Source organism: Hymenobacter sp. BT491 (assembly GCF_014349165.1).
GTDB classification, from domain to species: domain Bacteria; phylum Bacteroidota; class Bacteroidia; order Cytophagales; family Hymenobacteraceae; genus Hymenobacter; species Hymenobacter jejuensis.
In genome coordinates, this window is sequence record NZ_JACSJJ010000001.1 from 1,055,696 (window position 1) to 1,070,333 (window position 14,638).

Consider the following 14,638-nt stretch of genomic DNA (forward strand, 5'->3'; position numbering starts at 1 on the left):
GATCAGTGCGTAATGCTTATATAAAGGAGTACCCCGAGAGCTGCGGTCAACAGGAAGTTGAGAATGCCCCGCTTGTTGGCTTTACTGGAGGCTTCCTGTAAGCTCACGGCTTGGGATTGGTATTGCCGATCCCGTTCGACTAGTTGGGCGTCGGCAGTTTGGGTGGCGAGTAATTGGCTTTTGTAGGCTTCCCGTAGGTGGGGAATCTTGCGCAGCGAATCGGCCAGGGCCACCCGTTGGGCGCCCGTCAAGCACAGGGTCGGCAGCGGCTTAGCGGCCGGCGTTTGCGCGTAAGACACTATCGGCCCACGACACAGTAGCAGCAGTAACAGGAGTAGGAGTCGTTTCACGGGTCTGGTTATAATGAGTGGCAGCATCGGCTTTATGGGCTTCCTTTTCCTTCTCCAATCGCTCGTAAGTCTTGCGGCTGGCTTTGGCTTCTTTGCGGCTCATCTGGACGCCCGTATCGTCGTCCGTGCGCCAACAGGTAGCGACCAGAAAAGCCAATACAACCAAGGCAATGAAGGCGAGGGGCGCGTAGAAGAAAGGCTCCAGTTTGGGCAGGTCTCGTAGCTTCATTAGGAGTTAGGCTTGCGGTGAATGATTTCCCGGTCGATGATCTTGTCCATCTCGGTAAAGGCCTTTTCCAGCGTTTCCTTCTTGATCTCCAAGGTTTCGATGCGCTTTTCCATGTACTTGGTCAATTGCTGGGAAGCCTGTTGCTGGGTGCCGATCTCTCCTACTAGCTTCGTAAGGGCCGTGACCACTTCTTTGAGTTCGCGCACGTTGGCGTCGGAATTGCCGATAGCCCGGTTCAGGAGCCACCCCACCACTCCAATGGAAACCGTGACTACACCGCCGACGAAGACGTTGGGAATGGCCGGGGCCGTATCCAACAGCAACACGGACGTAGAGTAGAGAGGCAACACAGCGAGGATAGGGGCTAAGACAGAAAAGGGTAGATAAGGCAATCCCGCACGCACCAGCTCCCACAACGGCGGCATTTCAGGGGGATGAAAGCGGTAGAGGACGGCGGTTGTGGTCGGCATCAGCGAAAAGGGCGTGATGAAGAAGTAGCAATAGGGATAGGCGTAGCAGGTCAGGCTTTAGGCCCTACCAGGACGTTGTTGGAGGCCCGTAAGGCTTCCCACGCGTCCAGGCAGGCGTCTTCGTCGGCTTTGGTAATGAAGTAGCCGCCGTTGCTGGTAGAGTAGGTATTGGGAGCGCTTAAGAAGGTGTTGCCCGTGGCCGTGTTCTTGGTTTGGTCTACGTCCCAGTCGTTGCGCTGCTGGTAGGCCCACTGGGCTTCGGGCTTGGTTTTGTTGGCGGGCGGGAAGTACATGGAGGCCAGCTTGTTGTCCTGCACCACATTACCCGACCCCCCTAGGGAATACAGGGCTTTGCCCACGTCGATGATGATCTTGCCCTGGTTGACCCCTTCTCTATAATGAATGCCATTGACCACGCGGTTGCGCCGTAGGGCGGAATTGGTACCGCCGGCAATGGCGACCCCGTAGTTGGAGCAGCGCACCACGAAGTTGTCTTCGATGCGTAGGTTGTCGCTGCCTTCGTTGATGAGCCCGCCCCCGGCGTAGCCGTCGCCGTTCAGATCGTAGAGGGCCCTGGGGTTCATGTACGCCCCGTCCACCCGGTTAAACCGCACGAGGCCCGAAGCATACGTGCCGTGGTAGAAGTTCTGGTTGTCTTCCACCCGGCTGTTGTCGGGATGGTTGTAGGAGTCGTTCCACTCCGAGAGCATGTCCAGGTTCGAGCCCCCGGCGACTTGGAAGAGTTGCAGCTGCACCGGCTTTTTGGTCGCGTTGGTGCGGCGCCCGTCGAGGCTGACGGCCCGGTTGGCAGTGCACCGGTAGTAGCCATTCGCCACCCCCCCGACCCGAAACCCGCCGCCGCCTTCGAGGTAGCAGTTCTCAAACGAGGCCCACGTGAGCCCGTCCTTGTCGCAGACGCGCATGTTGGCTTCGTCCGTGACAGCCGTGGGCAGGCGGAAGATGTTGGTGTTGCGGAAGCGAATACGCGCCGCGCCTTGGGAACCGTAGACAATGTGGTCTTTGGCCCGCAGGTTGCAGCCGTCAATAAACAAGAGGCGGTTGTTGGAGGCCGCGAAGTTGATCATGCGGTCCAACGTGCCCGTATCTCCGAAGAATTGCAGGTTCTGGCCTTGGATCAGGTAATCGCCGGTGCTGGTGTTGTCCACCACCAGTCCCCCGGTTGTGACCCAATCAATCTGGTTGGGGTTGGGCGGCATATACTTGCCGCCAACGTGCTTGCCCCCGGCTTGGTAGGTGTTGGGGCTAACCACCACCACGGGCGGTTTTAGCTCAGCCTTATGCAGTTTAGCAGTGATGTTCATACCCCTACCTCGTAGGTGAACGTATCGCCCGAAGGCAAGGGAATGCTGATCTTGGTTACCCCGTTCACCGAAGTGGTCTTGCCGTCGGCCGTCGTCAGGACAACCGACCGCGTGGCCGGGGCCGGGGTGGTGGTCGGGGTGGGCACAATCGGGGCCGTGGGGGTGACGACCACGGGCTTGTCGGCCACGATGGGGGTGCCCGCGTCGGTGAGTTCGGCCCGCACGTTGAGCACGGCAGAGGAGGCGCTCGGGCCGGCGCTGTTGCGGGCGATCACGGCAAAGTCGTAGTAGTTGCCCACGGTGAGCCAACGCTGGGTGAAGGTCTTTTCCGTGCCCGCTACCGTGAACGTCTTGCCGTTCCAGAGCACGTCGAAAAACTCCACTGCGTCCGTATCCTTGGCTTTGAGCAGGGCAATGGTAATCACGCCGCCGCCGTTGAACAGGACGGTGGGTTTGGCCGGGGTGCCGGGTTTTGCAAGGGCCATCGGTTAGGGGTTTTTCAGGGAGATCACGGGCGCGGATGTCGTGCCGTCGTTTTGAAAGTGCTGGTCGTTGAACTGAACCGTGTTGCCATCGACGGCCGCTTGAATCAGGTTGGCGACCGTCTGGGCATCGACTCCCCCCGTACCGCCTCCCCCGGTGCCGCCGTTGTCAAAGTAGGCTTGCACGGCTTGGGTGACCTGGGCTTGGGTGACGACGTTCAGGGGCATAAGGCTTGGCTATCAGACGAGTAAAGCTAGTTCCCGCCGGGGCCGGAAGCAGGGAGGGCCGAGGGGTTCGTGTTTACAAGAAGCGCCCGGCCGGTCTGGTGGCAAAGCAAGGCGCGCACCGGGCAGGCCCAAAATCCCTGCTTACCTTTGCCTCCCGTTATCGTTCTCGCATGTCTGCTATCCGCCCGGTTCACGCCAACAACTTCAATTTCCTGCGCCTGCTGTTTGCCTCGCTGGTGCTGGTGTCGCACGCCCCCGAACTGCGCGACGGCAACCGTAGCCACGAGCTGCTGACCCGGCTGTTTGGTCAGCTCAGCTTTGGGGAGGTAGCCGTAAGCGGCTTTTTTCTGCTCAGTGGGTACCTGATTACCCAAAGCTGGGAACGCAAACCCGACCTGCGGGACTACTTTGAAAAGCGCATCCGGCGCATCGTGCCCGGCTTTCTGGTGGCGTTTGGGCTCTCCGTGGTGCTGGTCGGGCCGTTTGCCGTAGCCGAACCCGTAGGCGCGTACTTCGCGCACCTATCCTACCGGGCGCTGCTTACTACGGCGTTGCAATTGCGCCCGCCCGAAGTGTTGGGCGTCTTCCCCGGCCAGCCCCATCAGTTTTTGAACGGCGCGTTATATACGGTCAGCTAGCGCGCAAAATACCTCACTAATACAGCCTTTTTATAGGATTATCACCTTAAAATGCTTATATTATAAAGAGAATTATACTGCCCGAAGATATATGTGTAAGAAGTCCCCAACAGACGTTTTTATCGAAAAAGCAGTGGCCGTTCACGGCGTGCGATATGACTACTCACAGGTAGAATACCAAAAAGCGGTTCGCAAGGTGCACATCGTCTGTCCCCTGCACGGTGGATTCGAGCAGACCCCCAATGGACACCTAAACGGAAGTGGATGCGCTGCATGCGCCACCCTTGCACGGATAAAGAAAAAGACAAAGTCGCACACAGCCTTTGTGGCGCAAGCCCGTAAAATACACGGGGCCTTGTATGAGTATCCGCAGGATGCCTACAAGAACACCCTAAAGAAGATGGCTATACTGTGTCCTGTACACGGCGAATTCAGACAGACGCCGGACAACCACCTGCACGGGGCGGGGTGCCCAGCTTGCGGTCAGCTAAAAGGGAGAAAGCCACTCACAACAAAGGAGCAGTTTATTGCCAAGGCCCAGCGACTGTATAATTACAAATACGATTACTCGTTAGTAAATATCCTTGGTTATGACACCTATCATGTGGATATTATATGCCCGACACATGGCGTGTTTAGCCAAAGGCGAACCAATCATTTGCGCGGACACGGCTGCCTTAAATGCGCCCGGCTAACCAGTTGGATAGAACAGGCGACCGGCAAGCCGTGCATACTTTACTTTTTAAGAGTGTATGACGCCCGAGAGTCGTTCTATAAAATAGGGATAACAACAAGCACTATCGAGCGCCGCTTTCACGCCCGAAAGCACATGCCTTATCAGTACGAAGTATTGGCAAGCTGCACCTCTATGGACGCAGAACGCATTTACGAATGGGAGCAAAGCATCCTTGCGTCGTTCACCCACTTGGCGTATCGACCCAAAAAGACTTTCAACGGCCAAATGGAATGTTTTTCCTCGTGCGAAGAGATACTAGAGCACTTCCCACTGTAGCACAAATCCCCTCCTTCCAACAAGGCGTTATGATGCCAGCTACAAGCCTACTGCTTACCTTTGATAATTACTCAACAAGCGTAGCGTATGTGGCGAAAAGTAAAGAGCTGGCTCTATAACACCTTTATAGGCGACCCGGATCGCTACATAGAGCCCTATTTCCCATTTGATGATGAGGAAGGTGAACAGATGTGGCGAGCAGCCTATGAAGGGCGCCAAGACGAGCGCAAGAGCGAAGCACTTGCCAAAGAAGCCAAAGACCTATTAAGGAAACCTCGTAAATAAAAAGCCCCAGCCTTGCGGTTGGGGCTTTTGCTGGTGGCTAATTCGTGGAAATACTTAGGTTGTCAAGAAAGCGGTTCAGGTTGGTGCCTTCTGTGCCTTGGCTCTCAAAAGAGATAGTGCCGTCACCCTGAATACTGGTGTCTACCACGGAAATCGCTCCCTCGCCGTTGATGGAGATTGAGTGTTGTCCGCCTTGCTTAAGCACGCGTAGCCGAAAAGCCACGTCGGCATTCATGCCTTGCCGTACTGCTGTACCGATCTTAACGGGTACATTATTGAGCTTGCGGTACAAATCCAGAGTAACCTGCGAAGCCCCGCTCTGATTGACAATAATGCCATAGTAGTTCACGGCATCGGGCAGGGTCTGGTAGTTGATACTCAAGGCGTCGCCATTGCCTAACGCAATATCCACCGCTACGTCAAAATCCGTGGACGCGATGTTGCTGACCCCCAGCAGGTTGTTGCCCACTCCCAGCCGCAAACGACCCGACACGATTTGCGGATAGCCCGCGCTGCCAACCGCCGGCACGGCATTGCCAACGTTGGTAATGTAGAAATAAGAGGGCCCAAAGTCGCCATTGGCCCGGGCGAAGTTGTCAGACAAGCGCAACACCATCCCGCCCTGTTGCGGTGCTGCCGTGGTCAGAACCGCGACCTGATCACACCAAATGTACCCGGCAGTGCTGCCGGCCTGCGCCCGCACCGTGACCGTATTGTAGAGCGTAGTCAGAACCGGGCTGGTGTAGACTTGCCCGGGAACGGGCGTGTCTGTCGGGGCTTTGGCAGAGTAGGTACCGACGACGGCCCCGTTTACCAGTACTTCCATAGGCCCACCTCCGGCATCCAAGTGGTAGCCGAGTGCAAATTGGTAGCCCACAATGTCAAAGGCAAAGCTGGTGCCGCTGATGGTCTGCGTGTATTTGATGCCGTTGCCAAACGCGCTGGCGTGGCCGGGGAGCTGGGTCCAGCCCGGGCCGGCGTAGCGAATGCGGCTGTCCGTCTCCTGCACCGTTTCTCCCTGGTTGATGCGGGTGGCAGAGATGACGGGTGTGCTGACGGTCAGCTCCTCCGCCACCTTGCCAGCCAGCTTCTCATAGCCCGCATCCGTGGGGTGCAACTGATCGCTCGTGAGGTCGGCAGCGGTCAGCCAAGGCAGCGCGTCCACCCGGACAGTGTAGCTGCTGTGGGCCGCGGCGACGTTGGTCATGACAGCGGCGTAATCACTCAGCACCAAACCCAGACTGTTAGGCACGTCTTTATTGCCCCGCCAAATCGGCGTTTGCAGTTTGATTTCAATGCTGGCGTCCAGGGCATGCACGCGCTCGATCACGGTGGTCAAAATACTGCTTACGCCGGAAGGCTGCCCAGGCACGTAGCCAAAGTCGTTCGTCAACACCTGCCAGTACAGCACCTTACGGCCGCTGTATCCAGTCAGGGCATTTACAATCCGCTGCGCTTGTGCTTCCTGTAGCGCGGCAGTGGCATACGAGCCGGTGTTGTAGCGGGCGTTCCAGCCGTCTGAAATAACGTCCCAGCCCGATAGCTGGCTGCGCAATTGCCCGATCAGGCCGTTCTTGCCGTCGTTGGTGCTGCCATCTCCTACGCCGATGCTGTCATGCACAAGGAACACGCCATTGGTTTTCTTTGTCGGCGCAACAATGTAACCCGTGCTGCCTGCGGGTACTACTACCTGTGTCAAGCTGGTAGCAAAGAAGGTAGAAGCGGTATTGCCACCCGCGCCGCCTTCAACAATGGCTACCTCTTTGTCTCCGGCCGGTAGCGTAATGGTCTTGGTTTGTACCCCGCTTACTGCATCCGGAACGACTGCCTGATTCCAAATTCCGTTTACGTAGACGTTTAGCATGACCTCGGCGGTATCCGGCCCTTGCGCTGCGTAGTCCGAAACCATCTGCAACGCCAAGCTGGTCGCTGAGCTTTGTAGCTTTAGCACAGCAAAGGCGGAGCGCTTGCGGTACGTGCCCATGTCCAGGTCGTAGGCGTTCTGGCTGAAGTTGGCGGAGGCCAGGGGGAGGGTCGTGGCGGCGCTGCCTCCCGTTCCACCCGTACTTCCTGCACCCCCATTAGCGAGCAAGTAGCGCCGGTAAGCATCCTTGGTAAGCAGGTCCACAGCAGGAATACCCTCTGCTGCCGAGCCGGCCAGAATGGGGGTGTAATCGTTAAGGGGAGCGCTGAAAGTGGCCATTAGTTAGACAGAATAAGGTAAGCGCCTTTGGAAGCATCTGAACACGTCACCACGCATCGCAGCGTGTCTCCATCGACCAATCCCAAAGGCAGCGCAGCAGGAACGTTGTTGATGAAGTAGGAAACAGATCCTACATTATGTAGGCTTTGGGTGCCATAGCTGCCAGCGTCAGAGGAGAGAATCATGCCCACAGTTTCGTTGGTAGAGCCAAGGGGAAACTGTAGCACGATCTGCCGCGCAGGGGTATTTCCATTTCCGTTGTTTGTGCCTCCCCCGTTGCCACCGTCCGCGTGGTGAAACTCCCACGTAATACCGGCCCCAATACGGGAGATGTCCACCGGCCGCAGGGTGCGGTCCGTGTTGAAGCCTGAGTCGCAGTCGTCGTAGATAACCAAGTGACCCGTACCCGTGACCCACGGCAGGCCTTTGTCGTACTGCTCGGAGAAGCCGCGCAGGATCAAAAAGCCGTCTTCCAGCACCAAGGGAACCCGCACAATACCCGACAGGGTGCTGTTGCCGTTGGCTCCGTTGAGGGCTTTGATAGAACCTGACCCAACGAAGGAGGCCCCAGCGGCGCTGCGGTCGAGGGTGAGCACCACGCCCGAAGGCAGGGTCAGTTCGCCCGCGGTCAGGCTGCCCGTGGTCACGGTCGCGCTCTGGGTGAGCGTGGCCTGAACGTGCTGCACCACGGCACTACCTATCCCTGCTAAGGCTTCGTGTACCGTGTCGAAGTAGGTGAACTGGTTGCCGGTGCGGCGGTACGCCATGCGGCGCGTGTCGAGCTTGTAGGTGAGTTCTATTTCAGCCGCATCGAGCCGGTCTTCGTGCCCGCCGACTTCGTTTTCCAGCGCGTTGATGTCGTTCTCGGCCTGGGTCACGTCGCCTTCCACGAGCAGGAAGCGGGCGGCGTTGGCGGCGCGGGCTTGCGCGTCGGTGTACCCGCTGCCCCCGGTGGAGGCGTTGCGGTCCCAGGGGGTCGCAAAGCGGTTGCCGGCCTGGTCTAAGTACCACACCTGCACCGTGTCGTCCTTGGGGCGGGCGCCGGGGTTGCGGATCTCGCAGCCGTAGGGCACGAGCACTTCGCCGGTGCCCACGGCCCACGGGCGGTAGGTGCTGTCCGAGGCCGACAAATCGAGGTACTCCCCGATGGTGACGCTTTGCTCGGGCCCGGTAAACTTGAGCTGCGCCGAATAGTCGAGCGAGACCTTTTCCAGCAGCACCCTGGCCGGGACGGTGGACAGCATTTCCACGACGCCCAGCGCCGGGTCGTTGCCCAGGGTCACCAGCTTGAGGTTGCGGATCACCTGCCTAGTGTAGCCGCCCAGGAGGAGGCGGCCGTTGAATTGCAGGCTGCCGTAGTGGCCGTCGATGGTGTTTTCCCCGGCCAGCTGGTAGCTGCCCGCGTGCGTGTCGCCGGTGATGTTGAGGTGAAAGACCGAATCGGAGATGGCCAGCCGGCCGGCGTCGAGCATGGCCTGCCACGACGGGTAGCCCACCGAGACGCTGCCCCGCGTGACGCGCACGTTGGCGGTAAAGGCCGTGCTTTGGTTGATCTGCGTGCGCAGCGCATCCGTGACCAAGTAGCCCAGCAGGTCGTAGTTGGCCGCGTTGGCGGAAGGGCGGCTTTGCGAGTTGGCCAGGTCGGTCTTGGCCGCGTAGAACCCGGCTTTGGTCGTGTCCTGCGGGGCCGGGTCGTAGCGGGGCACGCCGGCTTTTTGCGCGCCCGCTTGCCAGAGAGGAACGGTATCGGCGCTGAACGTGGGTTTGTCCAGCAGGTCGTTGTAAGAACCTGTAGTCGCCACCGTGGCCAGGCCGTTGAGCCGGGTGGTGTGCTGCCCAACGGTATTGGTCAGGTTGACGACGGCGAGTTCATCCGACGCGAAGCGGTTGAGGGCTTCAATGAACGTGTCCAAGGACGAATCCGCCCCGCCCAAGATAGCGTCAATCCGGTTCTTTTGGGTAGTAACCGCCGCGTCGATGGCTTGCTGGACGGTTTGGTTGTCGGTACTCGTGCGCGCCAACGCCGCCCAATAGGGAATCGTAACGGCGGGCTTATTGGTTAATGCGTTGTAGTCGTTGGTGGAAAACCCCGGTACGGTCGTAGTGCCCAGCGGGTGGGTGTGTTGGGCTTCCGCTTTGCCTTCCAAGGCGGCCAGTAAGCCCGTAATGGTGTCGATGGCTTGCGTACCCGTGTGCTGGCTGCGGTCGCGGTAGGTGCTTAGATCGACGGCGCGGGCTCCCAAGTCGGTGGTGAGCGTCAGCGTATTGCCGGCCAGGGAAAAGGCGCTGATCGTGTCGCCCTTGCCCGCAAACGCGGCCAAGTCCACGTTGAACACCCCCTGGTCGGTGGTCAGGCGCAGGTTGGTGGCAGTGGTAAACGCTAAGCTGGTGATCGTATCCCCGGCCACGGTGGGCTCGCCCGTACTGGATTGCAGGGAAGCCAGGTTGACGGCGTAGCTTCCCGTGTCGGTGACCAGCGTCAGGGTGGTGCCCGACAAGGACAAGGAGGCAATGGTGTCGCCCTTGGCTGCTAAGGCAGTCAAATCCACGGTCTTGTTGCCCCGGTCGGTGGCAATGGTCAGCACGGAGGCACCCGACAGGGTGACGCCCGTAATGGTGTCGCCCGTTGCCCCGTTGCCGGCCCCGGCCGCGTAGGGAGCCCAGCCCGCCGCCGACCCGATTTGAGCGGCGTTGACAAGCAGGAGTTCCGAGGGGTTGCCGTTGTTCTCGCTGTCGGACAAAACCCGCACCACGGTCACGTCCTGCTTGAGCTGGTCGGCGTTGGCCGTCAGGGCGTACAAGTCCGTTCGGCTGGCTACGGCGCGCCGGCCGCCCCGGACCCGGTTGCCGTCCGTAAAGGAAAGCAAGGGGTTGTTGTGTCCGTATTCGTCCGGCCGTAGGATCATCTAAGAGAAGGCTAAAGAGTTGTTGGTAAAGGCGTTCACCGCGTTGGAGCGGTACACGCGCAGGGTGACAGGAGCGCCCAGGGCGTTCGTGCCCGTCGCGTCGGGCAAGCGGGTAAAGGCCCCCAGCACCGGGGCGGCCCCGTCCAGGATGATACTGGATAGATCGCCGCTGCTGGCCTCGTAGGCGTAGTAGGTGTAGGCGCCCCCGGCGGCCGTAACCCCGGACACGGTGCGGGCCCGGCCGCTTTGCAGCTGGCCGTTGCCTAAGGCCACGAGTTGGGTCGCACTCAGGCTCGGACTGGTGGAATACCCGAAGTAGGACTTGTAGTAGCCCGTGTAGACGAGATCGGCACTAAAGCCAGTTCCTTGGGTGCTTTGGGCCGCAATCCGGTAGCGGCGGCTTTCCCCTTTGACGGCCGTAAAGGCTTGGGTGGATGCCGACAGGGTGCCGTCGTTGGCTTCGCCCGTGGCCAGCACGGCGCCGCTGGTAACATCCGTCACACTGATGCTATTCGCCGCGACGTTGCCGGCCTGCGAAGTAGCCCACGTAAAGGACTTGAAGCCGGCCGCGAACGGGGTGCCGACTTCTACGTCCTGGTTGCCCGTGCCTTGGATGGCAAACGTGGTAAAACCCGGCGCTAAGTATTCGACCGCGGCCAAGAGAATGACCTCGTTGGCGGTCTTGCCCGTCGCCGGAATGGTGTCCCCGTTGACAAACCGCCCGAAGGTGCGGCCGTTGGCTAGGCTAACCGGAATGTCCTGCGCGAAGACCCCGCCCCCGGCTCCTGCGCTGTCGGCCAAGCCAAACACCTCCCACAGCCAAAAGGCATCCCCGGCGGCAAAGGCCGGGTTTACAAAGGTGATGGCGGGCGTAGCGGTGCCCAGACCGGATACGGTGTAATCGGTGCCCCGTTTGAGGGCCGCGTTCTTGTCGGCGCCCACCCCAATCACCTCCCGCGTGTAGGCGGTTAGGGGAAACGTGCGGTTGCTGCCTAGCAGCACGTCCTGCACGTAATGCGGCATGGGCACCGGCCCCGAAGGCCCGCCCCCGCCGCTGCGCGCGCTCGTTAGATCGTTGAGCAGGTCGTAGGCCACGGGCGACAAAGACCCGTCGGCCTGCACTTCCCACGCGGTATCGACGGCTAAATGGGAGGCATCCAAGGCCAACACCAGCACGTCCCGTTTGCCCGCGGTCCGGGTAATGCGGTGCAGAACCCCCGGATAAAACGCGGGGATTACCCCGGCCAGCGCCGTTTGCTGACTGGCTGCCAACGCCGACGCATAGGGAAGCGTAGCCTGGGAGAAGTACTTTTTAAAGGTGTCGGCCGTCCAATCGACGTTCCGTAAGGCCGGGTCGGTGGCCAGGCTGTTGAGGCCCGTTACCTTGTCGCCGGGGTCTACGGTGCCCTTGACGGGCAAGCGGGAGAGCTTTTCGGTATCGAGCGAACTAGCGGGCATCTTCGACAATCATGTAGTGTCCGGCTTCCGTCAGCAGAGCCCGGTCGTCTTCGGTGTAGAGTACTCCTTGCGGGAGCACGTCGGGTTGGTTGGGGGCTTTCAGCGTGCGTAGTTGCGCCGCCGTGATCGTCCAGCGGGTGGCCTTCACGTCCAGCGAAGCCGAAGTGAGCAGGAACACGCCCGGCATGAGTTCGTACGGCGCCGTCAGCAGGCCGCCGGGGGAGACATCCCCTTGCAGCACGCCCGTATAGGTTTGAATCGGGGCCGCCTGCCATTGCAGGCGGTTGAGCACGGCGTAGTTGCTGAGTTCGAGTAGCGTGGCCGGGTTGCTGAGTGTTTTCCAGCGCGTGGTGGGAAAGCCGTCGGGCCGGAGCAACGTGCCTTGGTTGCGGGCGTGGGGCGTGTCGGCGTGAAAGAGGTCCAATCGGTCGTCCGTGCGGGAGACTCGAACACCCGGATTGTCCTCCGTGACTTCGCGGGTGTAGTCGCTTTCCACGTAGGTGGAGCTGTTGTCGTCCCAACTGGCCACCAGATTCGTGATCTCCACGTCGCAGGGCTGGCCGGGCGCCCCTTGGGGCGTCAACGGTTGGTAGAACCGAATCTCCACGGGGTGCAGGCCGGGCTTGTCATCGGCCCGGTAGCCGCGCAGTTCCACGTCAATGGCACTGTCGGGTTTGGGCAGGGAAACGAGCCAATGGGTAACCAAGGGGTCGTCCGTGGTGGGAAACCCAAACGGAGACAGCCACTTGCCGGCGTAGCGAACGGCCACGTAGAGTTCGGGGACTAAGGCCGGGTCTTGGCTGATCGCGTTCGTGCGGGGCGTCACGGTAAACCGGAGCGTCACACTGCCCACTTGACCCGGAACCGACGAGACCAGCGGCACCGGCTGGGAGGGTGGCAGTTGCACGTAGCCCAGGGCTTGAATGGAAGCCCCCACGGCCGCGCCGGGAAGCAAAATCGGTGGCGTTTTCGTGGGGCCCTGGTAGACGATGTCGGCCGTAGTCGTCCCACTCCAGCCCGAAGGCAACGTAGTCGCCCCCGTGGCCGGCAAGGCGTTGGTCAAGAGGTTGGCCAAGGAACCCGGATCAACCGTGGCCGTGACGTTTTGCACGGCGCCCAAGAGGCGCATCCGTTGGGCGGCGGTAAGCCAGAACAGGTTGCGGTCCTGGGGCAGTCCCACCGTGTAGAGGGAAGGCCCGTTGACGGTTCCTAAAGCCGTGCCGTCCGGCGCGAACGCCCAGTAGGGTTGACTGGTTAGCGACAGGTCGGCAATCCGGTCGAGCCAGAAGGCCCCGCCCCATTGGTACAACCGCGCTTGCAGGGTTTCTAAATGAAAGGTCAGGATCTTGCCGCAGGAGAACGGTTTTCCTTTGTCGTCCCGGTACTGGGTGACATCGACCAAGACTTGCGCGAGCGCGCACGCGGCGGCGGTAGCCCCTTCCGGGTAGACGTTGCACAATACGTGCAGGGGCAGGTCTAAATCGAGCTGTTGCAGGCAGGTTTGAATAACCTTTAGCACCGTCCACTCGCCCGCGTAGAGCGTTCCGGTAGGCGAGGTAAACGGCATATCTTGCAGGGAGCCCAGCCCGTCGGTGGCGTGGAGTTGGAACTGTCGGTTGACGCCCACCATCGGGAGTTCCCACTGTTCGGGGAGTAGGTATCCTCGCCACAGCAAGCCAATGTCTTCTCTGCGGACTTCGACCTGGTAGAGCCGTTCGTCCCCCGAGAAGGTGTCGAGCATCTGGTCTTCGCGCTCCAGCAGGAGTTGCAAATCGCACTCACTACCCCGCAAGAGGCCGTCCATGACGTGTTCACTGCCTTTGCCGGCCCAATCCAGCGTCACGGGCGGGCTACCCACCCCGCAGACTGCTTCTTCGGGCCCGGTGTAGCCCCGTTCTTTGAACAGGACATCATATCTTCTGCCCAGCGTGTCGTCCGCGGTATGCCGGTAGCGCACCCCGTAGGCCGTGGAAATCAGAAAGGATTGGGAGGCGGAACAGCCGTTGGCGCGGGTTTCCCGGACCGTGACCTTGCCCGCCCCCGGTGGGACATCGACAAAAGTTAAGTCACTTTGGCCCGTCGCACTGTCGTTTAAATAGAGCAAAAAGGAGCCTTGAGCGCCCGAGACGGTGGCGGTAATGCTGCCGGTGCCGTTGAGTCCCGCTGGGGTGACGTTCAGGCTAAGGCCGATCGTGCACACGATCTGGCAGGCCAGTACGCCGTCTTCGTCCACGAACGTAATGCCCCCGTTGCCGTCGTGGTAAACTTGCCGTTGGGTAAAAGGCGCCGCCCCGGTTTCCAGACACCAACTACTGACCACGGTCGTCGTCGGCAACGACATCACGTAGGGAAAGAACGACTCTTCAAACACGGTTTGCATGAAGGCCGTGCGGGTTTCGGGGTCGTAGTACCACTCAAAGGAAATGCCGGGTTCCGAGCCGTCGGGGGAGGGGAGTTGTTTGTTGCGCCGCTTGAGCAGCACCAAATGCGGTTCGGGCGGGGGCAGGGTATCGCCTACGGGGGTTGTCAGGCCCGCCACCCAGCCGTCCGCGTCCCGGGCTTGGAACAAGTACACCCCGGCCGTGGGCAGCGTGTACGAGAGCTTGCCGACCGTCCACGCGCCGCCTTCGCCCACGCGGGTTTCAAAGGGCGGGTGGGAGCCGGTGAGGTCAAAGGAAACCGTCAGCCCCGAGATAACGAGGTTGTGGTAGGTCAGGTCGTTGACCGACGTAGGCAGGGCACAGGCCGAAGCGTTGGGAACCACCGTCACGGTCGCAAACGGGGCCGTGCGGATGTAGGCGAGTTGAATGCCGTCGGTGCCCTCGCAAAACAGGGGAGCCAGGGCGCCGTCTTGGTAGGTCCAGCCCCCGTCGGGAGTCGCTGCGCCGTGCCGCACGACGGCGTCGGTGTCGAGCGGGTACTCTTCGTTGCCCACCGTGCGCGCATCCGGGTCGTAATAGACCAGCACGGCCCGGTTCTGGGCAGAGTAGCGGAGGGTGAAGAGTTCCTGACGCGGCATAAGGCCAAAGCTAGGGCCGGGCCGGGGCGGGCAGGG

General features: G+C 60.6%; 13 protein-coding genes. 3 read left to right on the forward strand and 10 right to left on the reverse strand.

The genetic code is table 11. From position 1 onward, the window contains the following. Positions 1-2: 2 nt before the first annotated feature. The 6 genes from H9I52_RS04445 to H9I52_RS04470 form a co-directional block, all read right to left on the reverse strand. Positions 3-299 carry a hypothetical protein gene (locus H9I52_RS04445; RefSeq protein WP_187452822.1) on the reverse strand — a complete coding sequence of 99 codons (297 nt, stop codon included), beginning with the start codon at positions 297-299 and terminating at the stop codon, positions 3-5. After that, positions 271-579 carry a hypothetical protein gene (locus H9I52_RS04450; RefSeq protein WP_187452823.1) on the reverse strand — a complete coding sequence of 103 codons (309 nt, stop codon included), beginning with the start codon at positions 577-579 and terminating at the stop codon, positions 271-273. The genes H9I52_RS04445 and H9I52_RS04450 overlap by 29 nt, the downstream gene beginning before the upstream one ends. Then, on the reverse strand, positions 579-926 hold the full coding sequence (locus H9I52_RS04455; protein ID WP_187452824.1) for a hypothetical protein: 348 nt from the start codon (positions 924-926) through the stop codon (positions 579-581). The genes H9I52_RS04450 and H9I52_RS04455 overlap by 1 nt, the downstream gene beginning before the upstream one ends. A 173-nt stretch (positions 927-1,099) precedes the next feature. After that, positions 1,100-2,371 (reverse strand): hypothetical protein, encoded by a 1,272-nt coding sequence (locus H9I52_RS04460; RefSeq protein WP_187452825.1) that lies wholly within the window; start codon positions 2,369-2,371, stop codon positions 1,100-1,102. After that, on the reverse strand, positions 2,368-2,856 hold the full coding sequence (locus H9I52_RS04465) for a hypothetical protein (RefSeq protein ID WP_187452826.1): 489 nt from the start codon (positions 2,854-2,856) through the stop codon (positions 2,368-2,370). The genes H9I52_RS04460 and H9I52_RS04465 overlap by 4 nt, the downstream gene beginning before the upstream one ends. A 3-nt stretch (positions 2,857-2,859) precedes the next feature. Further along, complete coding sequence (locus tag H9I52_RS04470) at positions 2,860-3,081, reverse strand: hypothetical protein (protein ID WP_187452827.1); 222 nt, start codon at positions 3,079-3,081, stop codon at positions 2,860-2,862. A 170-nt stretch (positions 3,082-3,251) separates the two neighbouring features. On the opposite strand from H9I52_RS04470, the gene H9I52_RS04475 reads away from it, so the two are divergent. The 3 genes from H9I52_RS04475 (at position 3,252) to H9I52_RS04485 (ending at position 5,016) form a co-directional block, all read left to right on the forward strand. Continuing rightward, on the forward strand, positions 3,252-3,719 hold the full coding sequence (locus H9I52_RS04475; RefSeq protein WP_187452828.1) for an acyltransferase family protein: 468 nt from the start codon (positions 3,252-3,254) through the stop codon (positions 3,717-3,719). Positions 3,720-3,810: 91 nt separating this feature from the next. Continuing rightward, complete coding sequence (locus H9I52_RS04480; protein ID WP_187452829.1) at positions 3,811-4,731, forward strand: GIY-YIG nuclease family protein; 921 nt, start codon at positions 3,811-3,813, stop codon at positions 4,729-4,731. Between the two features lie 87 nt (positions 4,732-4,818). Continuing rightward, positions 4,819-5,016: a hypothetical protein gene (locus tag H9I52_RS04485; protein WP_187452830.1), complete on the forward strand. Its 198-nt coding sequence runs from the start codon at positions 4,819-4,821 to the stop codon at positions 5,014-5,016. A 37-nt stretch (positions 5,017-5,053) separates the two neighbouring features. Here H9I52_RS04485 and H9I52_RS04490 read toward each other — a convergent pair whose 3' ends face one another. From H9I52_RS04490 to H9I52_RS04505, 4 genes are read right to left on the reverse strand one after another with little or no spacing between them, the layout of a single operon-like run. Further along, on the reverse strand, positions 5,054-7,219 hold the full coding sequence (locus tag H9I52_RS04490) for an SGNH/GDSL hydrolase family protein (protein WP_187452831.1): 2,166 nt from the start codon (positions 7,217-7,219) through the stop codon (positions 5,054-5,056). Then, positions 7,219-10,125, reverse strand: a complete 2,907-nt coding sequence (locus H9I52_RS04495) for a hypothetical protein (protein WP_187452832.1) — start codon at positions 10,123-10,125, stop codon at positions 7,219-7,221. Before H9I52_RS04495 ends, H9I52_RS04490 begins: the two co-directional genes overlap by 1 nt. Continuing rightward, positions 10,126-11,583, reverse strand: coding sequence for a hypothetical protein (locus tag H9I52_RS04500; protein ID WP_187452833.1), 1,458 nt, complete (start codon positions 11,581-11,583; stop codon positions 10,126-10,128). Further along, positions 11,573-14,602, reverse strand: a complete 3,030-nt coding sequence (locus H9I52_RS04505) for a hypothetical protein (RefSeq protein ID WP_187452834.1) — start codon at positions 14,600-14,602, stop codon at positions 11,573-11,575. Before H9I52_RS04505 ends, H9I52_RS04500 begins: the two co-directional genes overlap by 11 nt. Positions 14,603-14,638: the final 36 nt, after the last annotated feature.

Coding starts and splice junctions, on each gene's coding strand:
- H9I52_RS04450 (WP_187452823.1), bottom strand. CDS start 579: ATGAAGCTACGAGACCTGCCCAAACTGGAGCCTTTCTTCTACGCGCCC.
- H9I52_RS04460 (WP_187452825.1), bottom strand. CDS start 2,371: ATGAACATCACTGCTAAACTGCATAAGGCTGAGCTAAAACCGCCCGTG.
- H9I52_RS04465 (WP_187452826.1), bottom strand. CDS start 2,856: ATGGCCCTTGCAAAACCCGGCACCCCGGCCAAACCCACCGTCCTGTTC.
- H9I52_RS04470 (WP_187452827.1), bottom strand. CDS start 3,081: ATGCCCCTGAACGTCGTCACCCAAGCCCAGGTCACCCAAGCCGTGCAA.
- H9I52_RS04475 (WP_187452828.1), top strand. CDS start 3,252: ATGTCTGCTATCCGCCCGGTTCACGCCAACAACTTCAATTTCCTGCGC.
- H9I52_RS04480 (WP_187452829.1), top strand. CDS start 3,811: ATGTGTAAGAAGTCCCCAACAGACGTTTTTATCGAAAAAGCAGTGGCC.
- H9I52_RS04485 (WP_187452830.1), top strand. CDS start 4,819: ATGTGGCGAAAAGTAAAGAGCTGGCTCTATAACACCTTTATAGGCGAC.
- H9I52_RS04490 (WP_187452831.1), bottom strand. CDS start 7,219: ATGGCCACTTTCAGCGCTCCCCTTAACGATTACACCCCCATTCTGGCC.
- H9I52_RS04495 (WP_187452832.1), bottom strand. CDS start 10,125: ATGATCCTACGGCCGGACGAATACGGACACAACAACCCCTTGCTTTCC.
- H9I52_RS04500 (WP_187452833.1), bottom strand. CDS start 11,583: ATGCCCGCTAGTTCGCTCGATACCGAAAAGCTCTCCCGCTTGCCCGTC.
- H9I52_RS04505 (WP_187452834.1), bottom strand. CDS start 14,602: ATGCCGCGTCAGGAACTCTTCACCCTCCGCTACTCTGCCCAGAACCGG.